Origin of the sequence: Oceanicaulis sp. MMSF_3324 (assembly GCF_030733545.1) — a bacterium.
Lineage (GTDB): Bacteria > Pseudomonadota > Alphaproteobacteria > Caulobacterales > Maricaulaceae > Oceanicaulis.
On record NZ_JASHIU010000007.1, the window covers coordinates 65169 to 90035 of the forward strand.

Annotated in this window: 27 protein-coding genes and 1 tRNA gene; 14 read left to right on the forward strand and 14 right to left on the reverse strand. The window is 64.0% G+C overall.

Annotation, left to right across the window (positions count from 1 at the left end; all coding sequences use genetic code 11):
* Positions 1-51: 51 nt before the first annotated feature.
* From aceB to aceA, 3 genes are all read right to left on the reverse strand, one after another.
* Positions 52-1650: a malate synthase A gene (aceB, locus tag RBA95_RS08410; RefSeq protein ID WP_306016408.1), complete on the reverse strand. Its 1599-nt coding sequence runs from the start codon at positions 1648-1650 to the stop codon at positions 52-54.
* Positions 1651-1665: 15 nt separating this feature from the next.
* Positions 1666-2151: a ribonuclease E activity regulator RraA gene (rraA, locus tag RBA95_RS08415; protein ID WP_306016409.1), complete on the reverse strand. Its 486-nt coding sequence runs from the start codon at positions 2149-2151 to the stop codon at positions 1666-1668.
* A gap of 152 nt (positions 2152-2303) precedes the next feature.
* Positions 2304-3599 carry an isocitrate lyase gene (gene aceA, locus RBA95_RS08420; RefSeq protein ID WP_306016410.1) on the reverse strand — a complete coding sequence of 432 codons (1296 nt, stop codon included), beginning with the start codon at positions 3597-3599 and terminating at the stop codon, positions 2304-2306.
* Between the two features lie 145 nt (positions 3600-3744).
* On the opposite strand from aceA, the gene RBA95_RS08425 reads away from it, so the two are divergent.
* The 3 genes from RBA95_RS08425 (at position 3745) to RBA95_RS08435 (ending at position 6926) form a co-directional block, all read left to right on the forward strand.
* Complete coding sequence (locus RBA95_RS08425; RefSeq protein WP_306016411.1) at positions 3745-5148, forward strand: short-chain fatty acyl-CoA regulator family protein; 1404 nt, start codon at positions 3745-3747, stop codon at positions 5146-5148.
* 135 nt (positions 5149-5283) lie between these two features.
* On the forward strand, positions 5284-6366 hold the full coding sequence (locus RBA95_RS08430; protein ID WP_306016412.1) for a hypothetical protein: 1083 nt from the start codon (positions 5284-5286) through the stop codon (positions 6364-6366).
* Positions 6366-6926 carry a helix-hairpin-helix domain-containing protein gene (locus tag RBA95_RS08435; protein WP_306016413.1) on the forward strand — a complete coding sequence of 187 codons (561 nt, stop codon included), beginning with the start codon at positions 6366-6368 and terminating at the stop codon, positions 6924-6926. The genes RBA95_RS08430 and RBA95_RS08435 overlap by 1 nt, the downstream gene beginning before the upstream one ends.
* Here RBA95_RS08435 and meaB read toward each other — a convergent pair whose 3' ends face one another.
* The 8 genes from meaB to RBA95_RS08475 form a co-directional block, all read right to left on the reverse strand.
* The gene (gene meaB / locus RBA95_RS08440; RefSeq protein WP_306016414.1) at positions 6927-7904 is read right to left on the reverse strand and encodes a methylmalonyl Co-A mutase-associated GTPase MeaB; all 978 of its coding nucleotides are present in this window, start codon (positions 7902-7904) and stop codon (positions 6927-6929) included.
* A gap of 60 nt (positions 7905-7964) precedes the next feature.
* A complete protein-coding gene (locus RBA95_RS08445) occupies positions 7965-8510 on the reverse strand; it encodes a hypothetical protein (RefSeq protein WP_306016415.1) in 546 nt (181 codons plus the stop codon).
* Positions 8511-8551: 41 nt separating this feature from the next.
* Entirely contained in the window at positions 8552-9067 is a 516-nt protein-coding gene (locus RBA95_RS08450; protein ID WP_306016416.1) for a hypothetical protein, read from the reverse strand.
* A 135-nt stretch (positions 9068-9202) separates the two neighbouring features.
* Positions 9203-9634 (reverse strand): peptidase S1, encoded by a 432-nt coding sequence (locus RBA95_RS08455; protein ID WP_306016417.1) that lies wholly within the window; start codon positions 9632-9634, stop codon positions 9203-9205.
* A 236-nt stretch (positions 9635-9870) separates the two neighbouring features.
* Complete coding sequence (locus RBA95_RS08460; protein ID WP_306016418.1) at positions 9871-10155, reverse strand: GIY-YIG nuclease family protein; 285 nt, start codon at positions 10153-10155, stop codon at positions 9871-9873.
* A 224-nt stretch (positions 10156-10379) separates the two neighbouring features.
* Entirely contained in the window at positions 10380-10700 is a 321-nt protein-coding gene (locus RBA95_RS08465; protein ID WP_009800528.1) for a heavy metal-binding domain-containing protein, read from the reverse strand.
* Between the two features lie 523 nt (positions 10701-11223).
* Positions 11224-13353, reverse strand: coding sequence for a methylmalonyl-CoA mutase (gene scpA / locus RBA95_RS08470; protein WP_306016419.1), 2130 nt, complete (start codon positions 13351-13353; stop codon positions 11224-11226).
* Positions 13350-15317 (reverse strand): methylmalonyl-CoA mutase family protein, encoded by a 1968-nt coding sequence (locus RBA95_RS08475; RefSeq protein ID WP_306016420.1) that lies wholly within the window; start codon positions 15315-15317, stop codon positions 13350-13352. Before RBA95_RS08475 ends, scpA begins: the two co-directional genes overlap by 4 nt.
* A gap of 142 nt (positions 15318-15459) precedes the next feature.
* Here RBA95_RS08475 and RBA95_RS08480 point away from each other — a divergent pair, with 142 nt between their 5' ends.
* Positions 15460-16281, forward strand: coding sequence for a DUF2793 domain-containing protein (locus RBA95_RS08480; RefSeq protein WP_306016421.1), 822 nt, complete (start codon positions 15460-15462; stop codon positions 16279-16281).
* A 10-nt stretch (positions 16282-16291) separates the two neighbouring features.
* Here RBA95_RS08480 and RBA95_RS08485 read toward each other — a convergent pair whose 3' ends face one another.
* On the reverse strand, positions 16292-17302 hold the full coding sequence (locus tag RBA95_RS08485; protein ID WP_306016422.1) for an alpha/beta fold hydrolase: 1011 nt from the start codon (positions 17300-17302) through the stop codon (positions 16292-16294).
* 261 nt (positions 17303-17563) lie between these two features.
* On the opposite strand from RBA95_RS08485, the gene RBA95_RS08490 reads away from it, so the two are divergent.
* On the forward strand, positions 17564-17968 hold the full coding sequence (locus RBA95_RS08490; RefSeq protein WP_306016423.1) for a response regulator: 405 nt from the start codon (positions 17564-17566) through the stop codon (positions 17966-17968).
* Here the strand turns inward: RBA95_RS08490 and RBA95_RS08495 are convergent.
* Both RBA95_RS08495 and RBA95_RS08500 read right to left on the reverse strand, forming a co-directional pair.
* Complete coding sequence (locus tag RBA95_RS08495; RefSeq protein ID WP_306016424.1) at positions 17965-19350, reverse strand: ATP-binding protein; 1386 nt, start codon at positions 19348-19350, stop codon at positions 17965-17967. The two genes, RBA95_RS08490 and RBA95_RS08495, sit on opposite strands and share 4 nt — an antisense overlap.
* 136 nt (positions 19351-19486) lie before the next feature.
* Positions 19487-19561: transfer RNA gene (locus RBA95_RS08500), tRNA-Thr, on the reverse strand.
* 116 nt (positions 19562-19677) lie between these two features.
* On the opposite strand from RBA95_RS08500, the gene RBA95_RS08505 reads away from it, so the two are divergent.
* The 9 genes from RBA95_RS08505 to RBA95_RS08545 all read left to right on the forward strand — a co-directional run bounded on the left by RBA95_RS08505 (position 19678) and on the right by RBA95_RS08545 (position 24843).
* A complete protein-coding gene (locus tag RBA95_RS08505; RefSeq protein ID WP_306016425.1) occupies positions 19678-19827 on the forward strand; it encodes a hypothetical protein in 150 nt (49 codons plus the stop codon).
* Positions 19828-19976: 149 nt separating this feature from the next.
* Entirely contained in the window at positions 19977-21254 is a 1278-nt protein-coding gene (murA, locus tag RBA95_RS08510; RefSeq protein ID WP_306016426.1) for a UDP-N-acetylglucosamine 1-carboxyvinyltransferase, read from the forward strand.
* Positions 21255-21701 (forward strand): DUF2948 family protein, encoded by a 447-nt coding sequence (locus RBA95_RS08515; protein WP_306016427.1) that lies wholly within the window; start codon positions 21255-21257, stop codon positions 21699-21701.
* A gap of 28 nt (positions 21702-21729) precedes the next feature.
* Positions 21730-22203 (forward strand): UPF0262 family protein, encoded by a 474-nt coding sequence (locus RBA95_RS08520; RefSeq protein WP_306016428.1) that lies wholly within the window; start codon positions 21730-21732, stop codon positions 22201-22203.
* A gap of 1 nt (position 22204) precedes the next feature.
* Entirely contained in the window at positions 22205-22627 is a 423-nt protein-coding gene (locus tag RBA95_RS08525; RefSeq protein WP_306016429.1) for a low molecular weight phosphatase family protein, read from the forward strand.
* A gap of 156 nt (positions 22628-22783) precedes the next feature.
* Complete coding sequence (gene infA / locus RBA95_RS08530) at positions 22784-23002, forward strand: translation initiation factor IF-1 (protein WP_009800516.1); 219 nt, start codon at positions 22784-22786, stop codon at positions 23000-23002.
* Positions 23003-23009: 7 nt separating this feature from the next.
* Positions 23010-23594, forward strand: coding sequence for a nucleoside triphosphate pyrophosphatase (locus RBA95_RS08535; protein ID WP_306016430.1), 585 nt, complete (start codon positions 23010-23012; stop codon positions 23592-23594).
* Entirely contained in the window at positions 23591-24655 is a 1065-nt protein-coding gene (locus tag RBA95_RS08540; RefSeq protein ID WP_306016431.1) for a ribonuclease E/G, read from the forward strand. The genes RBA95_RS08535 and RBA95_RS08540 overlap by 4 nt, the downstream gene beginning before the upstream one ends.
* Entirely contained in the window at positions 24652-24843 is a 192-nt protein-coding gene (locus tag RBA95_RS08545; protein WP_306016432.1) for a DNA gyrase inhibitor YacG, read from the forward strand. Before RBA95_RS08540 ends, RBA95_RS08545 begins: the two co-directional genes overlap by 4 nt.
* The last annotated feature ends 24 nt before the right edge of the window (positions 24844-24867 follow it).

The window sequence follows — 24867 nt, forward strand, 5'->3', positions numbered from 1 at the left end:
GAACAAAAAGGGCGGCCCGAAGGCCGCCCTTTTCATCAGAATCGCCTGCGCCTAGCGCGACTGGATCTTGCCGTAGGCGGGCAGGGTGAGGAATTCCTCGAAGGTCTCGCTCAGCGCCAGTTCGGTCAGGATGTCGGCGGCTTCGGAGAAGCGTCCGCCGGCCCAGGCGTTATCGCCCACTTCCGCCTTGATCGCGTCCGCAGCCTTGGTGATGACGGCCTTCACGCGGTCCGCATCGATCAGCTGGCCATCCTCGGTCTTTGCGCCATGGGTGCGCCATTGCCAAAGCTGGGCGCGGGAGATTTCGGCGGTGGCTGCGTCTTCCATCAGATTGTGGATCGGCGCCGCGCCGCGGCCCTGAAGCCAGCTGGCGATATAGCGGATGGCCACATCGGCATTGCCGTAAAGGCCCGCCTCGGTGATCGTGCCGTCATTGGCCGAGGTCAGGATGTCCCGGTCTTCCTTGGGCTCGGGTGTCTTGTCGAGCTGGTTGGGGCCTGGCATGACCTTGTCGAAGGCCTCGATGGCCACGGGCACCAGCGCGGGGTGCGCGACCCAGGCGCCGTCATGGCCGATGCTGGCTTCGCGGGTCTTGTCCGCCTTCACCTTCTCGACCGCCGCTTCGTTGGCCGCATCATCGCCCTTGACCGGAATGAAGGCGGACATGCCGCCCATGGCGTGCGCGCCACGACGGTGGCACACCGCGATCACGCGCTCGGCATAGGCCGCCATGAAGGGGGCGGTCATCGTCACCTGGGCGCGGTCGGGCAGCACCTTGGAGCCATCGGTCTTCTGGCGCTTGATGAAGCTGAAGATGTAGTCCCAGCGGCCCGCGTTGAACGCAGTGATGTTCTCGCGCAGCTCATAGAGCATCTCATCGAGCTCGAAGGTCGCGGGCAGGGTCTCGATCAGCACGGTGATGCGCACCGTGCCGCGTTCCAGGCCGAGCGCCTCTTCGCAATGACGGATGACCAGCGACCACAGGCGCGCCTCAAAGCGCGTCTCGAGCTTGGGAATGTAGAAATAGGGGCCCGAGCCGTTCTTCGCCGTGCTGGCGTGGTTGTGGAAGAGGTAAAGGACGAAATCGAAGAAGCCGCCGGACACCGGGGCGCCGTCGACGGTGACATGGGCTTCGTCCAGGTGCAGGCCGCGGGCGCGCGCGATCAGGGTCGCGGGCGCCTCGCTGAGTTTGTAGGACTTGCCGGATTTCTCATCGGTGAAGTCGATGGTGCGCGCATTGGCGTCGCGCAGATTGATCTGGCCATTGATCATGTTTTCCCAGGACGGGGTCGAGGCGTCCTCGAAATCGGCCATGAAGCATTTCGCGCCGGAATTGAGCGCGTTGATGACCATCTTGCGATCCACCGGGCCGGTGATCTCCACGCGGCGGTCCTGAAGGTCGGCGGGCGCCGGGGGCACGGTCCATTCGCCATTGCGGATGGCCTGGGTTTCCTTTGGGAAGTCCAGCACCTCTTCGCCGCTGTCCAGGCGCGCCTGACGATCGAGGCGCTCTTGCAGAAGGCGCAGGCGTTCACCGTCAAAACGGCGATGCACATCGGCCAGAAGGCTCAGGGCTTCGGAAGAGAGAATCTCGTCAAAGCCGGGCTTCATCGGGCCGTGAATCACAAGGCCTTCGGGGGCGTCGCTCATGGGGCGCTCCTTTGTTCAGGTTTGCAGGTGCAGCGGCTCGGCGGAGACGATCACACCGTCCCGGTCCGCATAGATCCAGTCGCCGCGGCGCAAGACAGCGCCTGCGAGCGACACCGGAACGCCGCGGACGCCAAGGTCACGCTTTTCGGTTTTCATCGGGATCAGGGCCAGGGCGAGCACGCCCAGAGCCTCCGCTTCCAGTTCCGCCACATCGCGCACGGCGCCATTGACGATGACGCCGGACCAGCCGTTCTTGGCGGCCTTGCCGGCGAGGTCTCCGCCCAGAAGCGATCGCTTGAGCGATCCGCCGCCGTCAACGACAAGCACGCGCCCGGATCCGGGTTCGGACACCGCCTCGCGCACCCGCGAATTGTCTTCATGGGTGCGGATGGTCTCGACCTGTCCGTAAAAGGCCTGTTCTCCGCCATACGATTTCAGAACGGGTTCGAGCACTTGAACCTGCTCGGCAAACGCGTCGCACAAATCGCAAACGGGGGTCATGAAGGCCTCCTGGTCGGTCGGGTCGGAACAGGCGGGAAAACAGGGACTGGAAACGCTTGAGAGCGCCGGGCGGACATCCAGCGGTCCGCCACAGCGCCCTCAGTCAGGGCTCGCGTGTCCACCAACGCAAGCCCTGAGTTCGGCAGGGCGGATTACTCCGCCGCGTCGGTCTTGAACTGGTCGGTCTCGGTGGACGCGCCCATGGCGGTGGTCGAAGCCTGGCCGCCCGACAGGGTCATGTTCACGAGATCGAAATAGCCGGTGCCCACTTCGCGCTGGTGACGGGTGGCCGTGTAGCCATCCTTCTCGGCGGCGAACTCGGCCTGTTGCAGTTCGGAATAGGCGCCCATGCCGCGATCGCGGTAGCCCGAGGCCAGCTGGAACATGCCGTGGTTGAGCTGGTGGAAGCCCGCCAGCGTCACGAACTGGAACTTGTAGCCCATCGCGCCCAGCTCACGCTGGTAGGTTTCGATGGTGGCCTTGTCCAGATTGGCTTCCCAGTTGAAGGACGGCGAGCAGTTGTACGCCATCATCTTGCCCGGATAGGCTTTCTGGACCGCCTCGGCGAAGCGCTTGGCTTCTTCAAGGTTCGGCTTGGAGGTCTCCCACCACAGAAGGTCGGCCACTTTGGCGTAGGCGAGGCCGCGCTTGATGCAGTGATCAACGCCCTTGCCTGGCTTGAGGCGATAGAAGCCTTCCGCGGTGCGGCCGGCGTCAAAGTCGATGAATTCGTGGTCGCGCTCGTCAACGTCAGAGTTGATGAGGGTCGCCGATTCCGCATCGGTGCGGGCCACGGTCAGGGTCGGAACGCCCATGACGTCGGCGGCCAGACGCGCGGCGTTGAGGTTGCGCTCGTGCTGGCTGGTCGGGATCAGAACCTTGCCGCCCAGATGGCCGCATTTCTTTTCCGCCGCAACCTGGTCTTCGAAGTGAACGCCGGCGGCGCCCGCCTCGATGAAGGCGCGCATGATTTCATAGCAGTTCAGCGTGCCGCCGAAGCCGGCTTCCGCGTCGGCCACGATGGGCGCGAACCAGTCACGCTCGGCCTCGCCTTTTTCAGCGACCTCGATCTGGTCGGCGCGCTGAAGGGTGCGGTTGATCTTCTTGGCCAGTTCAGGCGCCGAGTTCGCCGGATACAGCGACTGGTCCGGATACATGGCGCCGGCGGTGTTGGCGTCGGCTGCGACCTGCCAGCCGGACAGGTAGATGGCTTTCAGGCCGGCGCGCACCATTTGCATGGCCTGATTGCCGGACAGGGCGCCCAGGGCATTGATATAGGGCTCGGAGTTGATCAGATCCCACAGCTTGGCCGCGCCACGCTCGGCGAGGGTGTGCTGGATCTGCACCGAACCGCGCAGCTTGAGAACGTCTTCGGGGGTGTAGTTGCGCTCGATGCCGTCAAAGCGGCCTTTGGCGGCGGCGGGAACCAGATCATAGAACGTGGTCATCGGGGTTGCCCCTTTAATTGCAAACTTTGTTGTCAATGACCTTACAACGCAGCTGCAGCGAAGCTAGCACCCCATTGCATAAAAAGAGGATACGAGGTATACGACACACACTTGTCAGTCTGTATGGGTGTAAATTGATTTACAAATGAGTGCGTCCCAGGAAAAGCTCTTCGCCGGTGCTCGCCTGCGCCGCTTGAGAAAGGAACTGGGCCAGACCCAGGCCCAGTTCGCGGAGAGTCTGAATGTCTCGCCCAGCTATCTGAACCTTCTGGAGCGCAATCAGCGTCCGGTGACCGCGCGCGTGCTGCTGGCCCTGGCGGAAGCCTTCGATGTGGATGTGCGGGCGTTTGCGGCGGAAAGCGACCGACAATTGCTCGCCGATCTCAAGGAAGCGGCCGCCGATCCCGTTCTCAAGAGCACGGATATGGATGCACGCGACGTGCAGGAGCTGGCGGACGCGCATCCCCGCGCCGCGGAAGCGCTGGCCAAGTTGCATCAGGCCTATCGCGAAAGTAACGCCGCCGCCGCTGATCTCGCCTTGCGCGCCACGGGAGAGGAGGGCGGGGCAATTCTGAGCCCGCTCGAAGAGGTGCGTGACGCGCTCGACGCCGCGTCCAATTATTTCCCGGCCATTGAGGATGCGTGCGACCGGTTTCGAGCGGGCCTGGATGACAATCTGGATCTGGGCGCCGCCTTGACGGCGCGTTTGAAATCCTCTCATGGCGCTGCCGTGCGCACCTATGATGACGCGGTCATGGGCGGCGCCTTGCGGCGCTTTGACTTTCATGCCCGGAAGCTCCTGCTCTCAGATCTGCTGGAGCCGTCGGGGCGGGTGTTCCATCTGGCGGTCACCCTGGTCAATCTGGAGCTGGGCGATGTGCTGGACCAGGAAGCCCATCGCGCGCCGGGGCTGAGTGATGATGCGCGCACCATGCTGCGCTCCACGCTCGCCAGCTATGCGGCGGCGGCGCTGATGATGCCGTATCAGCCCTTCTTCGAGGCGGCGGAGCGGTCGAAATACGATATCGACGCCTTGCGCCGCAAATTCGAGGTCAGCTTCGAGCAGGTCTGCCACCGGCTCACCACCTTGCACCGTCCGGGTGCGCGCGGCGTGCCCTTCTTCATGATCCGCACCGATCAGGCGGGGAATGTCACCAAGCGCTTTGGCGGCGGGGTGCTGGCGTTCGCCCGTTCAGGCGGCGGATGCGCGCGCTGGCGGCTGTTTGACGTGTTCCGCGCGCCTGAACAGCTGCACGTGCAGGGGTTGGAGCTGACGGACGGCAGCCGCTTCATCTCGATCGCGCGGGCGGTCACGCGCCCGCTGGCGGATGGCTCGGCGGCGCTGAATGCGGTCGCGGTGGGGTGCGAAGTCAGTGCGCTTGACCGGATTGGCTATGATCCGGGCGAGCGCTTTACGCCGATCGGCCTGTCCTGCCGTCTGTGCGATCGTAATGACTGTCCGGTGCGGGCTTTTCCGCCCATGCAACGCAGCTTGCGCGCGGACCCGCATCTGCGCGGCGCGGCGCCGTTCAGCTTCGGTGATGATTAGTCAGTGCGCATAAAAGCGCCATGATCCTTTGGATCTATGGAACTGATTGTGCAACTGCGCAGTTTCCAGTTCGACCGTTTCATTCGATTGCGTATGATGAGGCGGAGAAATTCGCCGATTCACGGGATCAGGGCCATGCTGTCTCCACGCCGAAAAGCCGCACTCCTTGCTGGCGCCGTCTTCCTGGTGCTGGGCGGTGTCGCCATTCATGCCAGCCCCATGTCCGCCAGCGTGCTGGAACAGCGGCTGCAGGATTCGGCCGATGACGCGCTGTATGCGTTGCGCGCGGATGAATGGGCTCGTGTCGAGATGAACGGCCAGAGCGCGACGCTGAACGGCCTGGCGCCGTCACGACAGGCGCGCCAGAGCGCGCTTCAGGCGGTGACAACGGCGAGCTGGGCCGGCGGTGTCGTCGCGGGCGGCATTACCGAAGTGATTGACCAGACCCGTTTGCCCGGTGAAGCGGAAAGCTTCGCCCTGCGACTGGACCTGACGGGGGGCCGCATCCGGCTGGACGGTTTGATCCCGGACGCTGAAACGGGTGAGCGCCTTGAAGCGCAGGCTCGCGATGTCAGCTCCGGCCGGGTGGATGCCGAGTTCCGGCTCGCGCCCGGCGCGGCGCCGGCGGGTTGGGAGCCCATGGTGATCGAGACCATCCGCGCGCTGGGTGAGCTGGACGCCGGAGCCGGGCTTGTGACCCGTGACCGGGCCGCCCTGACCGGCCTCGCTCCGAGCTCTGCAGCCGCACGGGATGTGCGCCGCATGTTTGAAACCGCGCCCGAAGGCTTTACCGCGGCGGCGCTGGTTCGGGCCGATGGCGAGAGTTACGAGAGCCGCCTGTCCGATCCGCGCCTGTGCGAGCTTCTGATCAAGGGCGCGCTGGGGCGGCGGCCGATCGCCTTTGCCCCCGGACGCAGCATACTGACCGGTGAAAGCCGGGCGGCCCTGCGTCGGGCGGGCGAGGTGTATGCCGCCTGTCTTGAGGCGGGCGAGCTCATTATCGCCGTCCGCGCCGACGAGCCCGGTGATGACGGCGCCAGCCTGGCCCTGATGCGGGGCGAGGCGGCTGCGGGCGCCATGGCTGAAGCCGGCGTGGAGCGGTCTCACTTTCTGGCTCAGGCCGCGCCGCTGGGCGCTCCCGAAGCCATCCAATTCACCTTGACGCCGGTCTCTGTCCCAGATCTTGCGACGACCGAAAATGAAGAGGAACAAGGCTGATGATGTGGCTGATCTGGAATATGTGGATCCTGTTGCTGCTGGCCTTCATTGGCGGCGTCGTGACCGGCTGGATCCTGCACGGAAAATCTGATGACGCGCCCAAGGCCGCGCCGAAAGGGCTGCTGGAGCCGGCGCAGGACGGACCGCATTCTCACGCGACGACGACGCTGGATCTCGATGCGGACACGCCTGAAGCCGAGCCCGCGGCGCCCAAGAAGCGGGCCGCGGACCTGTTGCAGGAAGCGGCGCCGGACCTCGTCACGCCCGCGAAAGCGCCCGAAAAGGCCAAGACCGCCAAGGCTGAGGCCGAGCCGACTGCGAACGAGGAACCGCTCGCCGAACCGGAAACCGAAACGCCGCCCGTCAGTGATGACCTGACCGAGATCAAGGGGCTGGGCCCGAAAGCGGCCGCCAAGCTGTCAGAGCTGGGCGTCACCTCGCTGGCCCAGATCGCCAACTGGACCGAGGCGGATGTGGCGCGCATGGACGAGGCCATCAATGGCCGCGGCCGCATTCAGCGTGATGAGTGGGTCAAGCAGGCGAAAGACCTGTCCAGGTAATCAGGACTGGTTGGGGCGATTGGCCCGCCACAGCCGCTCGGCGGCTTCACTGGCGGGCAGGCGTCCATCAGATACGGCGCGTTCGAGCTCCGGCGCCAGTTTCTGGATGTCCGGATCGGCGTGAAAGCTCTGCAGCACACGCTCTTCCACCATGGACCACAACCAGCGCACCTGTTGACCCGAGCGCTTCTGGTCCAGGGCGCCGGCGCTCTCCAGCGCTTTGCGGTGCTTTTTCACCGTGTCCCACAGGCTCTCGATCCCGTCTCCGGTCAGGCCCGAGCCGCGCAGCACCGCCGGGTTCCAGTGCGGGCTGACCGGCGCGAACAGGTGCAGCGCCGCTTCCAGATCGCGCTGGGCGCGACGGGCGCGGGTCTCGTTTTCGCCATCGGCCTTGTTCACGAACAGGATCTCGGCCAGCTCCAGCAGACCCTTCTTGATGCCTTGCAGCTCATCTCCGGCGCCGGGCAGCATCAAGGCGACAAACACGTCCACCATGTCCGCCACCACAGTTTCGGACTGGCCGACGCCCACGGTCTCCACGATCACCACATCATATCCGGCGGCTTCACACAGCAGCATGGATTCGCGGGTCTTGCGCGCGACCCCGCCCAGCGATCCGGCGCTGGGGGAGGGACGAATGAAGGCGTTGCGATCCACCGCCAGCGCGCCCATCCGGGTCTTGTCGCCCAGGATGGAGCCCTTGGTGCGGGAGGAAGACGGGTCGACCGCCAGAACCGCGACCTTGCGCCCCTGTTCGGTGAGGTGGCCGCCCAGACGCTCGATCAGGGTGGACTTGCCCACGCCCGGCACGCCGGTCAGCCCGATGCGCCAGGCCTGACCCGTCCGGTCCATGACCGCGGTCAGCAGCTCGCGCGCCTGAGCCTGATGCTCGGCGCGGGTGGATTCCACAAGGGTGATGCCGCGGGCGAGCGCGGCGCGATCCCCCTCGACCAGCTTGTCAGCGAGCGCGTCTGTCATGAGACTGTTCAAACGCGAGCCGGGGCGCGGGGCAAGCCCAATTGTCGCCCGCTCGCGCGATCAGGGGTAAGAGCCGATGATCACGGCCGGATCATAGGCGCCGCCCGGGCGGTGTCCGCGTCCGGCCTGGATATCGAGAATGGCGGTGGTCTGGCCTTGCGGGCCCTCGCGGAAGATCCAGTTGCGCACAATGCCCATGGGACCGGTGTGCTCCACCTCCTCGATATAGGAGGGCGTGATCTCTCCGGTCCGGCTGACGGGACGGTACCCGTCCGCATGGCGTGTGCTGTCGTCATAGGTGACGCGGAACCAGTCATATCCGGCATTGGCCGTCACCTCGGCGGCATGGCGCAAGGCGAACTGTTCGATCAGCAACTGGTCCGTATTGGCGTTGCCCGTATACCAGACGCGCCATTGCTGGGGACCGACCTGCAGCGCGTCATACCCCATGCCGCTGATGCTGGCGCTTGAGGGGCCATAGGCGCTGAGCGTCGGGCTGTTGAAGGCTGAGGAGGGCGTTGTCACGCCGCATCCGGTCAGCCAAACCAGCGCCAGGGATCCGATAAGCTGGTGCGCGCGCATGCCCGCCTCACTGCTGAAAGCCATGACGGAAATTTCGCCCTGTTCGCGGGGCTTCGCAAGTCGGGCTAGAGCGTGCTCGCCGCGTAGGCGCCCGCCGGATTGGCCATGCGGGCGGCGTCATAGGCGCCTTCGGGACGGGGCTCGCCACGTCCGGCGATGATTTCCAGGCTCACTTCGGTGCGGGTCCGGCCCGCGCCGGGATTGATCGCAATGCCGACACCCACGCTGGAGCCGCGAAAGCCGCCCGAGCCGAAGGTCTGGCCCAGTGAACCGCCCACCCGCACCGGACGTTCGTTCTCATCGCCCTCCGTGTCGACCTGACGATGCACGACGGTGAACCAGTCAAAGCCGTTGGTGATGGCGAGCTCGCCCGCCCGGCGCAGGGCCAGGCGCTCAACGGCGTCTTCATCCTGGCGGTCGCTGCCCAGATAGCGCACACGCCAGCGATCATTCTCGACCCGATAGTCGGAATAACCGGTTCCGCTCGAATAAGTGCTGGCGGGACCGTAAACTGGGCCGGGCGCAGATGCGCAGGCCGCCAGGCTGAAAGCAGTCAGACCGAGAAGAAGCACGCGACGCATGATGGGGCCTCCTAAATCGCTGTCTTCAGACTAACCCGAAAGCCATGGCGAAACAGGGGCAGCAACCTGATTGCGGTCAAAAAAGAAAAGCGGCGCCCATCGAGCGCCGCTTTCCAGTCCGGATTTGACCGGGACTTAGTATTCGGTGACGTACAGGGTTGCCGGCGCCGTGGAGCCGGAATAGACGCCGACCCAGACGTCGTACTGACCGGCCTGGTTGAAGACGAGCGCCGGGTTCAGGCCGTTCACATCGTCAGAGCAGTACCATTGGCCGTCCGGACCGTTCACCACCAGCGTGGTGTCAGAGTTGGAATTCGCGCCAATGGTCATGCGGCCGCCGCCCCACATCAGGCGCGCGTCCGGTGCGTTGGCGATGGAGCCCGCGCAGCCGACGCTGGAGGCGTTGAGCGAACCGCCAGCCGTGATCTGCAGTTCGGCCGGATCCGGCAGGAAACCCGCATTCAGAGAATGGGTGCCGTAGGTCGGGTTCAGGGACCAGTCCTGAGCGACAGAAGCGGTGGTGGCGATTGCGGCGATGGCAACGGCGGCGAGAATGGTCTTTTTCATGGCGTCCCCCAAAAGGTGCGTGCGTCTGGCGCCCATCGCCAGCCCGGCGCCGCCGCCCTGTCATGCAAGTGGGCGGCGAATGCCTGCGGACCATGCACCTCTAAACATGAACGCAAGGTGAGCATGCGCTGCGATCACGGTTAAAATCGCGGCTCCCAGAATGGGTTGGGGGCGGGGGTGTGTCCCTCACACGATGTCATCCCCCGCTTTATGCGGGGGACCCATGCCGGTCGTTATCAGAGCGAAAGACGGTTCCAGAGATCCACCCATTCGGGGTTCTCGTCCTCGATCAGATTGATCTTCCACTGGCGTGGATAAGCCTTGATGCGCTTTTCGCGTCGAATGGCGTGTTCAACGCTGTCATGGGGCTCGAACCAGACCAGCCGTTTGACGCCATGGCGTTCGGTAAACCCCTCAGCCAGCCCTTCACGGTGCTCATAGGCGCGTCGCATCAGATCGTTGGTGACGCCGCAATAGAGCGTCCCGTGCTTCTGACTGGCCATGAGGTAGACGAAGTACATGGCTCCAGCATGGCTGCCGATGAGGGCTGCGGCAATGTCACGGCATGGATCCCCCGCATAAAGCGGGGGATGACAGTCTTGGTTGTGTAGATGCGTAGGAATGAGGTCGGTACTCGACAGAAGCCATCTGATGACGAGCTTTTATCTCATTCCATGTCATCCCCCGCTTTATGCGGGGGACCCATGCCGGTCGGGTGAAGCAGTCAGAACACTTCAGAAAGCGATCAGCCCAGCACGACCGCCGTCCCGGACGCGGACACCATCAGCATGGAGCCTTGCTCGCCGATCACTTCGTAATCGAGATCGACGCCCACAACCGCGTTCGCCCCAAGCTTGCGGGCTTCGTCTTCCAGTTCGGACAGGGCGATCTGGCGCGCCTCGCGCAGGGATTTTTCGTACGAGCCCGACCGGCCGCCGACAATGTCGCGAATGCCCGCGAACAGATCGCGAAACAAGTGCGCGCCCAGAATGGCCTCGCCGGTGACGACGCCCTTGTAGTCGTGGATATGGCGGCCTTCGACAGACGGGGTGGTGGTGACGATCATGGGGAGGCTCCTTCGCTTAAAGTCTTTGGGGCCAAGCGTGGAGCCTCACACCATGGATGTCACCTTACGGTCCTGTCAGGCGGTTGATGATGCGCGATAGCCTGTTCGGCAGATTGAGTATCCTAGGAACGAAGCAACTGGCACAATTGCAATGCCTGTCCAGATGAGACTAGGGCTCAAGAGGCCGATAAGTAACGCAGACACTGCCCCTCCGATGGTGCCTAGATAAGCGCCATCTATTGGTCGTCTTCTTGTGAGAAAGTGTCCAAGAATTGCTGTGATAATAATTACTGGTGCTCCAAAATAAACACTCATTATAAGGCACCCGAGGAAGAAATAAAAATACTCGTTCGGATAACCTGAGAGTGAGAATGCTGTTTCACCAGAAAGGCTGGAGTAGGCAGGAGATAAAATAAGTAACAGAATCCCAACGAAGAGGCCCCCTATTAGAGGAGCCGCGATTATGACCAAGATCAACTCTGGCCATTTAGCTACGCGGCGCATGTCACTCGTCTCCACAGCCTTAGCTCTCCAAGAGCTTGATCAGCTCCACCGCCGAATCCGCGATCACCGTGCCGGGCGGGTAGACCGCGGCGGCGCCCATGTCCTTGAGGGTGGGGACGTCTTCGGGCGGAATGACGCCGCCGACGATGATGGTGATGTCGGGGCGGCCCATTTCGGCGAGCTGTTTCTTCAACTCGGGCACCAGGGTCAGGTGACCGGCGGCCAGGGATGACGCGGCGACCACGTGGACGTCGTTTTCCACCGCCTGACGCGCGGCTTCTTCGGGCGTCTGGAAGAGCGGACCGATATCCACGTCCCAGCCCAGATCGGCGAAGGCGGAGGCGACGACCTTCTGGCCGCGATCATGGCCGTCCTGGCCCATTTTCGCGATCAGGATACGCGGGCGGCGCCCTTCGTTTTCGGCAAAGGCGTCAGAGGCTTGGAGCGCCTTCTTGACCTTTGCGTCATCTCCTGAGGCTTTCAAGAACACCCCCTGAACCGATTTGATTTCCGCCTTGTGGCGGCCGAACACCTTTTCCATGGCGTCCGAGATTTCCCCGACCGTCGCCTTGGCGCGCGCGGCTTTCACCGACAGCTCGAGAAGATTGCCGCCGCGGTCTGCAGCATTGGTCAACGCTTCGAGCGCGCTTTCCACCGCCTTGGGGTCACGCTCCTTGCGAAGCGTCTCGAGCTTGGCGAGCTGCTCGTTGCGGACCTTGGAGTTGTCCACCTTCAGAACAGGAATGTCTTCAGGCTCGTTGAGGCGGAACTTGTTCACGCCGACAATGGTCTGCAGGCCGGAATCGATCTTGGCCTGGGTCTTGGCGGCGGCTTCCTCGATGCGCAGCTTGGGCAGGCCTTCCTCGATGGCTTTGGCCATGCCGCCCAGCGCATCCACCTCGGCGATGTGATCGAGCGCGCGCGCGGCCAGATCATGGGTCAGGCGCTCGACATAATAGCTGCCGCCCCACGGATCGATCGCGTCGGTGAGATGCGCCTCGGATTCCAGAACCAGCTGGGTGTTGCGGGCGATGCGGGCGGAGAAGTCCGTCGGCAGGGCCAGCGCTTCGTCCAGCGAGTTAGTGTGCAGCGACTGGGTATGGCCATCGACCGCCGCCATCGCCTCGACCGCCGTGCGGCCCACATTGTTGAACACGTCCTGAGCGGTCAGGGACCAGCCCGAGGTCTGGCTGTGGGTGCGCAAGGCGAGGGATTTGGCGTTCTTCGGGTTGAACCGCGCCTTGACGAGGCTGGCCCAGATCAGGCGCGCGGCGCGCATCTTCGCCACTTCCATGAAGTAGTTCATGGACACGCCCCAGAAGAAGCTCAGGCGCGGTGCGAAGGCGTCCACATCGAGCCCCGCCTCGACGCCCGAGCGGATGTATTCCAGCCCGTCGGCGATGGTGTAGGCCAGCTCGAGATCCGCGGGAGCGCCCGCCTCCTGCATGTGATAGCCGGAGATCGAGATCGAGTTGAAGCGCGGCATCTCGCTGGCGGTGAAGGCGAAGATGTCGGAGATGATCCGCATGGAAGGGCGCGGCGGATAGATATAGGTGTTGCGCACCATGAACTCTTTCAGGATGTCGTTCTGGATCGTTCCTGAAAGCTGTTTGTGCGGGACGCCCTGTTCCTCGGCGGCGACGATGTAGAGCGCCAGAACCGGCAGCACGGCGCCGTTCATGGTCATCGACACGCTCATCTGATCGAGCGGAATGCCGTCAAAGAGCTGGCGCATGTCCAGAATGGAGTCGATGGCGACGCCCGCCATGCCCACATCCCCGATCACGCGCGGATTGTCGCTGTCATAGCCGCGGTGGGTGGCCAGATCGAACGCCACCGACAGACCCTTCTGACCGGCCTTGAGATTGCGCCGATAGAAGGCGTTGGATTCCGCCGCCGTCGAGAAGCCCGCATATTGCCGGATCGTCCAGGGGCGCTGGACGAACATGGTGGGATAGGGGCCCCGGTGATAGGGCGCGGCGCCCGGATAGCCGTCGATGAAATCGAGCCCGTCCACATCCGCCGCCGTATAGGCGGGCTGGATGGGCAGCTCCTCAGCGGTCACGAACGGCGTTCGCTGGGGTTTGGGGCCCGGCTGGATGTCGGGCTGCCCCAGACCGATCTGCGTGAAGTCGGGATGCTTGCTCATGCGCTCACTCCCAGAACTGTATGGGCGCGTTCGCCATCTTCGAGACTGTGGCTGCGCATATGGATGAAATGATCAACGCCGGGGATGGCGCCGGGCTTGCCGGCGATCCAGACCTCTTTGGCGCCGGCCTGCCTGAGCGCTTCAGCCAGCTCCTCGGCCAGGTCCGAATAGGCGTCATCGGTGCCGCAGATCACGGCGAGTTTCGAGCCGGACTTGGCGAAGGCCGCGGCGCAGGCGTCGATATCGGCGTATTCGTTCGCCTGATCGGTTTCAACGCCGGACACCGCCAAGCGGTTGGAGGCGAAGCTGGCGCGGGCATTGAAGTCCGCCAGCGCGCCCAGCGTGGCGAGGAAAGCCTTGGGCGCCGCGCCAGCCTTTTTCGCGTGGGCGTCCGCCGCATCGCGCAAGGCTTCAAAGGGTTCAGCCAAACGCATATAGCGCAGCGGCGCCCAGTCCTGTTCGGGCAGGTCCAGCACGCGAATGGCGTGTCCGGCGCGAGCCGCGTCGAGCTTGTCGGTGAAGGGCTGGGGCTCGAGCGTGGGCGCATCGAGCTTGGGCGGCGTGTAATCACGCTGGCCCGCCTCGACAGGGCGTTCCTCGAGATTGGCGAACTGGGTCACGCCGATCAGCGCTTCGCGACCCTCGGCATACTGCGCCACATTGGCGTCACGCGTCTTGGCGACTTCGTTCTGCAGCCAGCCCGCCTTGACGGTTTCAAACAGACCGCCGCGCCGTTCGATCTGCTGGAACAGGTCCCAACCCGCCTGCGCCAGGCGATGGCCCAGGGTTTCATGCAGATAGCTGCCGCCCGCCGGGTCGGCCGTGGCGCCCAGATGGCTCTCTTCCATCAGCATGATCTGCAGATTGCGGCCCAGACGCCGGGCGAAGGGCGTCGCCGTGCCCAGCGGTTCGTTGAACGGACGGATGGTGATGGAATCCGCACCGCCCGCCGCCGCGCCCAGACCGGCGCAGGCGTTGCGAATGAGATTGTTCCACGCATCCCGCGCGGTCAGCATGCGCGATGAGGTGATGGCGCAGATGCGCATGCCCTGCGCTTCGGGCGAACAGCCAAAGGCGTCCGCCACCCGCGCCCAGACCCGCCGGGCGGCGCGCAGCTTGGCGATGGTCAGGTGGACGTCCGCATCGGCGGCGAAGCTGAATTCCAGCGCACTGGCGGCCTGATCCGGCGTCAGGCCGTGATCGATAAAGGCGCGCATATAGCTCGCCCCGCCGGCGCAGGCGAAGGCGAGTTCTTGCGCCGCCGATCCGCCCGCCTCGTGCGGGGCGTTGGCGGTGATCGAAACGACCTTGATGTTGGGCGCATGCTCGGCGCACCAGGCAGCCGCTTCGGCCGTCCTCTGCAGACGCACGGGCAGCTTGGCGGCCCCGCCGCCCGCCAGCGATTTCTGACCAATCGGAGACAGGCCCAGACCGCCCTTGAGCGTTTTCAGGTCCAGCCCCTGATCCTGCATGTAGGCCAGCGCGAGGGCGGCGTATTGCGGCGCCATGCGCGAGGGTTGCAGATGCACCGGCGCCAGATCGAGCATGACCCCGTCGAGCACGGTTTTCAGCTCATCCAGCGTGCGCACGGCGACGCCATTGGCGCCGGTCGGGTCAAGCGCCAGGGCGATCTCGCTGACGCCCCCGGACAGGTCGGTGCGCAGGGCTTCATTGGCCGCCTTGGGATCGGGATCGTCGATGATCTGGCGGATGCCCCAGGGCAGGTAAGGATCACGCTCCGCCGTCAGCCCGCGCAGATAGGGCGCTGCGCCGGGCGCGGGCAGGGGGCCGACCTTTTCAAGGTCCGAGCGGGTGAAGAGGGGGCCGCGCGCAACGCCATCGAGCGTCTTGCGCACCAGCCGGTCCAGCGGGGCGCCTTTGAGGGCGGTTTCAGCCATGGTGCGCCATTGCGCGTCACCGATGACGTCAAATCCCTCGGCCAGGGAGCGGATAGAGTCAGTCATGCGCAGTGGGTACACCGCCCGCGCAAAATAGAAAACCCGCCCTTTCGTCGGTTTCGCCAGTGCGGAAGTCCGGTTGCGTTATCCGCCCCTGCAACCGGGCGCCTCAGGCTCCTCGTCCCGATGAGAGAGGAGAGGAAATCTTATGGCTGAGCGTACGCCCCGACTGGACCTGCCCTGGCTGATGCCGGCCCAGGCCCAGAAGCATGTGACGGTCAATGAAGCGCTCGCCCGGCTCGACATACTGGTGCAGGCCGCCGTGCTGAGCCGCGTTCTGGGCGCTCAGCCGGACACGCCATCCGAAGGTGAGGGCTATATCCTCCCTTCCAGCGTAACGGGCGCGGACTGGGCTGGGGCGCCGGAAGGCGTGCTGATAGTGTTTCATGAAGGCGTCTGGACGGCCATACCCCCCTGGCCGGGGATGAGCGTCTATGTGCGCGATGAAGCCTGCACTCTGATTCATGATGGCGTCAGCTGGCGACAGGCCTCCGATCAGATCCGGCAGTTGCAGGGTCTTGAGCAGCTGGGCGTGGGCGCCAGTGCGGATTCCCATAACCGGCTAACGGTGAAGTCGCCCGGCGTGCTGTTGTCCGCTGAAGACGGCGGGTCCGGCGATATGCGGTTGGTTCTGAACAAGGCCGCCCTTGCGAACACTACCAGCCTGGTCTTTCAGTCCGGTTGGTCCGGGCGCGCCGAGTTCGGCCTGGCCGGTGAGGACGCTTTCTCGGTCAAGGTCTCAGAGGATGGCGCCTCCTGGCTAGAGGCGATACGGGTCAATCCTGTGGAGGGGCTGGTCACCCTGACCGGGCTTTGCGTGCAATCGGACCGTCTTCAGGTCTCGGGCTCGCACACGCCGGCAAGCGCCACAGCGGCGGGGCAGGCGGGCCAGATGTGCTGGGACGGGGGCTATCTTTATGTGTGCGTTGCGACCGATCAATGGCGCCGCGCCGCGTTAGAGAGCTGGTAGCGCAGTGGAATCAGCGATCGGCGGCCAGCGCTTCAAACAGGGTGCGCACCTGGCGATGCACGGGTGCGGTCATGATGTGTCCCGAGCGTTCCACCCAGTGCAGGTGCGAATCCGGCGCGGCCTGCGCCAGGCGATAGGCTGCGCGCCCCGGGCACACCAGATCATAGCGGCTCTGAATGATATGGACGGGCATGGTCAGCGTCTGCGCATTCGCCAGAAGTTGGCCCGGTTCCAGAAAGCAATCATGGCTGAAATACCAGGCTTCCAGAAGCGAATGCCCCGTCAGCCAGTCGCGGCCCTTTTCGGCGAAGTCATCGCGAATGTCTTCGGGAGATTTGTCGAGCCAGGCGATCGTTTCTTCATACTCGCTCCAGCGATACAGCATGGAACGGCGCAAGGTTTCCAGCGGGGTGTCAGGATCATCAAGGCCTTCCAGCAAGGGGCGGCCTTGCGCCAGTTCTTCGCGCATGCGCTCCAGCGCCCATTGCCGGAAGGCGGGCGGGCGCCGGAAGGCCTCGGGCGTATCCGCCATCAGACGGTCCTGCGCATCGGGCCACAACCCGCCTGCGCCGGCGCAATCATGGAACCAGTCCATCTCTTCGCGCTCGCCCAGTAGCACGCCTTCGACCACCAGGGTTTCGACACGATCAGGGTAGGCTTGTGCATAGGCCAGTCCGAGCGTGGAGCCCCAGGACGGACCGAACAGCGTCCAGCGCTCAACGCCCAGGGTTTCGCGAAGACGTTCGAGATCGTCGATCTGGGCCGCGAGCGTGTTGGTCTCGAGCTCGAACAGCGGCTCGGAGCGTCCGCAGCCGCGCTGATCGTACAGAACGATGTTCCATTTGCTCGGGTTAAAATAGCGCCTGTGGCGCGCGCTGGCGCCAGAGCCTGGCCCCCCGTGAATGAAGATCACTGTGGGCGCATCGGCGTTCCCGGAGCATTCGTAGAAAATGCGATACCCCTCCGCGGAGAAAAAATTCGCGCTGGCATAAGGCTCGAGCGCCGGGAACAGGGGTGTCATCAAGGGCATTCAGCCAGACCTGCGCGAGACGGAGAGATGAGGGTGAAAGACAAGATTCTTTAACTGCTTACGAGGGTAGGGGGTGTCAGGCGGTTCGCCAAGGCATGAATGCCGAAGCGGTTGTTACGAGCGTCTGGATGTGTTCTGACTTGTCGTTAACTACACCCTTGAATTGTCTTGGCGGTGCGCGGTCACCTTCTCTAAAGTAATATGTGCGTTCAAATATATGTCTGAACAAGAACGGGACCAGGTGACCTCATCATGACGCAGTCCATTCTGTTTGTGGAAGACGATGCGACCGATCGCATGTTCCTGAAGCTCAGTCTTGATGACAGTGATCTCGATGTTGATGCTCAGTATTGTGAGGACGGACTGAAAGCGCTCGAGTTTCTCAAGTCACACGAGGCGCCTGATCTCATCGTCACCGATCTTTCGATGCCGGGTATGGACGGCGTGGAGCTCACACGCACCCTGAAGTCCGACGAGACGTTCAGCAGCATTCCGGTACTGATGCTGTCCACTTCCAACAGCAAAACGGACGTTCGGCGCTTCTACAGCAAGGCGGGCAACGCCTATATCCGCAAGCCGGACTCGCCAGAGGGTTATGAGCAGGTGCTCGGCGAGATTTCCCGCTTCTGGTTCAATGTCGCAGAGCGGGGCGTCTAGGCGTCCGGAATATCCGGTTGGGCGAGCGGCAGAGTGAAGCGGATGCTCGTGCCCTGCTGATTGCTCGAGGCGATCCCGATCGTTCCACCATGAGCCGCGATGATGGTCTGACACAAGGCCAGGCCCAGGCCCTGCCCAGAGTTCTGGGTCTTTTGTGCGCCGTTCTTCCCGCGCACCAGGGGCTGGAACAACTCGCCGGCGATCTCTGGCGGAATGCCGACCCCGTTATCCTCGACATAGACGGCCAGCATGCTGTCGCTTTTGGTGGCGTGAACCCGGATCTCGAGCGCGGTGTCGGGTTTGGCGTATTTCAGCGCATTGGTCAGAAGGTTGATCGCGACTTGCCGGATCAGATCGCGATCACAATAGGCTTCGCCGAGCGTGTCTATGTGAATGCGGCGCGGCGCCTTGCGATACAGAAGGGCGATCTCGTCCACGGCCTGTTGGAAGATTGCGCTGATATCCTCCAGAGCGGTTTCCGGCGGTTGATCCTTGAGCTGGGCCAGATTGAGAAAGCTCTCGACGAGCGTGTTGGCGCGCCCAAGGCTGTCGCGTGCCTGGTTCAGATAGGCGCCGCGGTCCTCATCCGAACCGGAGCGCTCCAGCAAGTGAAGCAGCATGGTGGTTTGCCGCAAGGGCGCCTTGAGGTCATGCGCCACCATGGAAGTGAAGTTTTCCAGGGCGGCATTGCTTTCGTGCATGCGCTCCAGCGTCAGCGATTGGGCTTTCAGTGATGCGTCGAGATTGGCGATCTGCGCGCGGGTCTGCCGCGCGGTCTTGAACCGGTTTCTGTACATGCGGGCGGACATGACAATGATAAAGCCCAGCATGAGCGCCTGAAGCGACGGGGTCAGAATGCTTTGCGTGGCGCTCAATCGGCCCAGCCGGTCCATGCTCGTGTGCATGACGGCGTCCAGTTGGTCATCCAGTGCGGCGAGTTGATCGAGCGCTGGGTTGTCATCCACGCGCACACGATCATCCAGCTGTTCTATCGACATACCTTCCGACCAACCGCGTCGGACCGTTTCAAGCCGGTCGGAATAGGCGGTTATCGTGTCGCGAACCGAGCTCAGATCCAGTTCCAGACCGAGCTCCGCATTATAAGCCTCCAGGCGCTGCAACCGGATATCCAGCGCATGGGCATTGGCGCGCGCCTCATCCCTGTAGGCGTCATCGCCGCGAATGACATAATTCTTGAAATTATGGATCAGGCCACCGAACCCCAGCTCGTCATAAAGTCGAGCCGTCTCATCACGGGTTGCTGACACCGTCTGCAAAAGCGCGGCTTGTTCCTGTCGCACTTCGCGACTGATCCAGATGTCGATGGCGGTGATCGTGATCAGCCCGGCCAGCGCCGCTGAGAAGACCCAATATCGATGCATGCTTCCCCCGGGCCACATCGAACGTACGGAGTCAGCCTGACCCCGCCTGTCATCGATTCACCCCAAGAGTGTAGGGCAAACGCAGGTGCGCTCAAGGCGTGCGGGGCTGTGGGTTAAGTCATCGGAAAAGAGGGGATGGTGCCGCTAGAGTGAATTGAACACTCGACCTCTCCCTTACCAAGGGAACGCTCTACCCCTGAGCTATAGCGGCGTCCGGTGTGCGAAAGCATGCTCTCGCGTCGTCGGAGCCGGGCTTATAGCGCTTGATTCTTCTCGCGCCAAGACCGGGCTTGACCTCTTTTGCAGATATAAGGCAGTTGATTTCACATGAGCACCCAAGATCGCAAGCCCGCCAAAGACAAAACGCCCCAATCCGAGCGTGAACAGCGCCTGGCCCAGGCCCTGCGCGCCAATCTGCGACGTCGCAAGGCGGCGGCCCGCAAGGATGAGGCGCCCGGCGCCGATGGGGACGGATAGGCCGCGCGCCTTGCGCCTGAGGATTTGCGCCTACAAATCATGGCCTCTGTGACGCCCTCATTTCGTCATCGTGCGAATGCCCTTACATACGGGCGCTGATGGGTGGGGCGCTGGGCGTCGGCGCGCGCCAAATGGACCATGAGGGCAGTATGGACAGCATTCTTATTCGCGGCGGATCGCGCCTGGTCGGAGAGATCGAGATTTCGGGCGCGAAGAATTCCGCGCTCAAGCTCATGGCGGCGTGTCTGCTGACGGACGGTCCGCTGGAGCTGTCGCGCATGCCGCGCCTGGCGGATACGCGCTTTCTGGGCCATCTGCTCGCACGGCTCGGCGTAACGGTCGAAGAGCGCGCCGGCGCGAAGCTGTTCATGCACGCGGACAATCTGGGCGAGCCGTTCGCGCCTTATGATCTCGTTCGGAAGATGCGCGCGAGTTTCAACGTGTTGGGCCCCCTCATCGCCCGGGTTGGCCACGCCAAGGTGTCCCTGCCTGGCGGGTGCGCCATCGGGGCGCGGCCTGTGGACCTGCACCTTCAGGCGCTTGAAGCGCTGGGCGCCGAGATCGAACTGTCCGAAGGCTATGTGAACGCCAAGGCCCCGGCGGACGGTCTGAAAGGCGCGCGCATCACCTTTCCCATGGTGTCTGTGGGCGCAACAGAGCACGCCATGCTCGCCGCTGTACTGGCCAAGGGCCAGACCGTGCTTGAAAATTGCGCGCGCGAGCCGGAAATCGCGGATCTGGCCGGATGCCTGAACGCCATGGGCGCGAAGGTGGAAGGAGCGGGCAGCCCCACCATCACCATTGAGGGCGTGGACAAGCTCGATGGGGCGAATTGGGCGGTTGTGCCCGACCGGATCGAGACGGGCACCTACGCCATGGCGGCGGCCGCCGTGGCGGGCAGCGATGTCCTGCTCAAGGACGCCATCTTCGATCATAACGGCGCGCTGTGGTCGCTGCTGCGCAAGGCTGGTGTCGAGGTGGAAGCGGAAGCGGGCGGCGTGCGCGTCAGACGTGCGGGCGCGCTCAAGGCCGTGGACATGCAGACAGCGCCGTTCCCGGGCTTTCCCACGGACCTGCAGGCCCAGTTCATGGCGCTGATGAGCCTGGCGGAGGGCGCATCGGTGATCCGTGAAACCATTTTCGAGAACCGTTTCATGCATGCGCCCGAGCTGTCACGTCTGGGCGCGCGTATCGATGTGCGAGGCAACGAGGCGGTGGTGCGCGGTCCGTGCGCCCTGAAGGGCGCACCGGTCATGGCGACCGACCTGCGCGCATCGGTCAGCCTTGTCATCGCCGGTCTGGCTGCGGAAGGTGAGACCATGGTCAACCGAATCTACCATCTCGATCGCGGCTTTGAGCGCCTGGAGGACAAGCTGTCCGCCTGTGGCGCCGATGTGCGCCGCGTTGTTGAAACTGCGGAGGGCTGAATGGCCGGATACACGCCCATGCGACTTCTGGCGCAATCGCCGGACGATCTGGCGGTGCTGTCGGCGGCGTTGCAGGACGCTGTCGGGCTGCTGGGGGATTTCCAGTTCGAACCCAGGGCCCGGCAATTCACCCTGGCGCTGAACCGCTTTCGCTGGGAGGGCCCGAGCAAGGGGCATGGCGAACGTGTGCGCGCCGCCTTGCAGGTGGGGTCGGTGCTCAAGGCGCAGTCCAAACGCCTCAAGCAGGGCCATGAGGACGGGGTGATCAGCCTGCTGACCCTGGCGTTCGAGCCCGGAGAGGCGCCGGGCGGCGTGCTCAGCTTCACCTTTTCAGGTGGCGGGGAGCTCCGTCTTGAGGTGGAATGCATCGACATGGCGTTTGCAGACGTGTCCGAGCCCTGGCGGGCGGCGGCGCGACCGAGCCATCCTGAAGACGACGAGGCATGACCCCGGTGCGGGTCGACAGGAGTTCCCTATGACCGATCAGCGACTGGTCGCGGTCGAGCTTGACCAACTGACCATCGGCAAGGCCGATGAGGCCGTGGAGCATGAGCGCCGCGTGGCCATTGCTGATCTTCTGGACTCCAATACCTTCGTGCCCGCCGATTCCGAGTCCGGACCGTATGCGTTGCGCCTGGCGATCGAGGACCAGCGCCTTGTCTTCGACATCAAGCGCGAAAACGGCGAGCCGGTGCGCATGTTCGTGTTCTCGCTGGGGCCGCTGCGCCGCATCATCAAGGACTATTTCCTGATGTGCGAGAGCTATTACGCGGCTGTGCGCGACGCCCCGCTGGGGCAGATCGAGGCGATCGATATGGGCCGTCGCGGCGTCCACAATGAAGGCTCGGAGCTGTTGCGCGAGCGCCTGAACGGGAAAATCGAAGTGGATTTTGACACGGCGCGCCGCCTGTTCACCCTGATCTGCGCGCTTCATCGGCGGGGCGCCTGAGATGGCCGCGCCCTCCGTCGTCTTCGTCTGCGGCCGCAATGCGGTGCGCTCTCCCATGGCCGAAGCGTTCTGGAAGCATCGCTTCGGGGCGGACTGCCTGGCGCGTTCATGTGGGGTGGAGCCGGCGCCCTGGCCGGATGGCTTCATGATCTCGGTGATGAATGAAACCGGGATCGATCTGTCCAATTTTGAATGCCGCGATCTGGCTGACACTGCCGATGACCCGGTCGAGCTGGTGGTGTGTCTGGCGGCGGACGCCGACCCGTCCGCCAGCGCGTTCGCCGAAGCGCGCGATGCGGAATACCTGCTCTGGGCGATTCCCGATCCGGCCGAAGAGGAGGGCGGTCGGGAGACGCGTCTTGAGGCCTATCGGGCTGCGCGCGACGCCATAAAAGCGCGCATTTCGGCCTATAATCCGGACTAGTCCTTACAACCACGCTCGACGATCGGGGCGATCACGCTTATATAGCGCCCCGACACCACCCGACGCTGACATGAGTCTTCATGTGCGAAGCGTACGGGATTTTTGCGTTTTGACGCCTATGCGTCTGAATTTACGCCATTGATCAAGAGGAGCTGCATGGCGAAGGAAGAACTGCTGGAGTTTCCCGGCGAAGTCGTGGAACTGCTGCCCAACGCGACCTTCAAGGTCAAACTGGAAAATGATCACGAAATCATCGCGCACACTGCGGGCAAGATGCGCAAGAACCGCATCCGCGTGCTGGCTGGCGACAAGGTTCTGGTCGAGATGACGCCTTACGACCTGACCAAGGGGCGCATCACCTATCGCTTCAAGTAAGGTGAGCGTGTCGCCGAACGCTGCGCGCGCGCCCTTTGTCCTGGCGAGCGCGTCGCCGCGCCGCCGCGACCTTCTGACCGGAATCGGCGCACCGCCCGATCAGATCGCCCCGACCGATATTGACGAGACCGAGCGCCCCGGCGAATTGCCGCGGGATCTGGCGCATCGTCTCGCGATCGACAAGCTGGCGGCTGCGGATCATCCGGGCTGTTATGTCCTGGCCAGCGATACGGTGGTGGGCGTCGGACGTCGCATTCTGCCCAAAACCGAGGATCGCGACACGGCTGATGCGTGTTTGCGCCTTTTGAGCGGCCGCAATCACCGGGTCTTCACCGGGGTCGCCGTGCGCGCGCCGGACGGGCGTGAAGCCAGCCGGGTCGTGGAAACGCGTGTCGCATTCAAACGCCTGAGCGAAGATGAGATCACCGCCTATCTTGATAGCGGTGAATGGGACGGCAAGGCCGGCGGCTATGGCATTCAGGGCCGGGCCGGCTCTTATATCAGCAAGCTGATCGGCTCTTACACCGGCGTTATGGGATTGCCGGTCTATGAGGCGCGTCAATTGCTGGTCGGACTGGGATATGTGTTTTGAGAATCGTCGCTGCTGATCATGTGGGGGAAACCCGGGCCGCTGTTCTGGATGGCGACCGCGCCATCGAGCTGCATGTGGAGCGCTGGTCTGAACGCGGCAGGCGCGCCTGGCGCGGCGAGGTCTATCGCGCCCGGGTCACCAAGGTCGACAATTCGATCAATGGCGCCTTCTGTGACATTGGCCGCGGTCCGGCGGGCTTTCTACCCTTCGGCAAGGCGGGTCGTCCGGACGGCCTGCATGAAGGCGCCGCAATCGGCGTCCAGATTGCGCGTGAAGAGTTCCAGGAAAAGGGCCCCACGCTCGCCCTGTTCGAGGTGGAGCCGGGTGATGCGCCGGAGATCGTCGTGTCCGCGCCGCCGATCGCGGAACGCCTGTCCATGATGTACGAGGCCCCGGTGCGCACGCCCAAAGAGGCCGAGATCGATCTCGACGCGCTCTTTGACGAGGCGTTGGAGCCGCGGGTCGCTCTGCCGGGCGGCGGACGCCTGATCATCGAGCCGGTGACGGCCATGACGGTCATCGACGTGGACGCGGCCGGTCGGCAATCGCAGGGCGGGGCGCCCAAAATGGCGCTGGATCTGAACAAGACGGCGGCGCGGGAAGCGGCGCGTCAGATCCGCTTGCGCGGCATTGGCGGCGTAGTGGCCATCGACTTTCTGCCGCTCAAGAAAAAACAGGACCAGAGCCAGCTCGACCAGACGCTGAAAGGCGCGTTCAAGCGCGACCCGGCCAAGATCGATGTCGCTCCGACGAGCCGGTTCGCCATCGTCCAGCTGGCCCGCCAGCGTCTGGGCCGCGCGCTCCACGAAATCTCCTGGGAGCGCTTTGGCGTGGAGAGCGTGGAGACCCGCGCCCTGGCGGCGTTGCGTCGGCTTGAGGCGGAAGGCAAGGCCAAGCGCGGCGGGCGTCTGGCGCTGCTCGCCGGCGCCGACATTCACGCCTGGCTTGAAAAAGACGCCATCGGATGGTCCAAGGCGATGAAATCGCGTCTGGGCGACCGGTTCGAACTGGTGCTGGATGAAGCCCGCGGCGCGCGCGAGTTCGAGGTGCGTCCGTTATGAGCAAGACCAAGCCCGGTTGCCCCATCTGCAACAAGCCGGTCGACTCCAAATACAAACCCTTCTGCTCGGGCCGCTGCGCGGACGCCGATCTGGGGCGCTGGTTTTCGGGCGCCTACGCCGTGCCGGGCGAGCCTGTGCCCCCCGAAGCCCTGCCGCCGGAAGCGCGCGGCGAAGAAGACGACTCCTGACAAAAAAAGCCCCGCAGCCTGGCT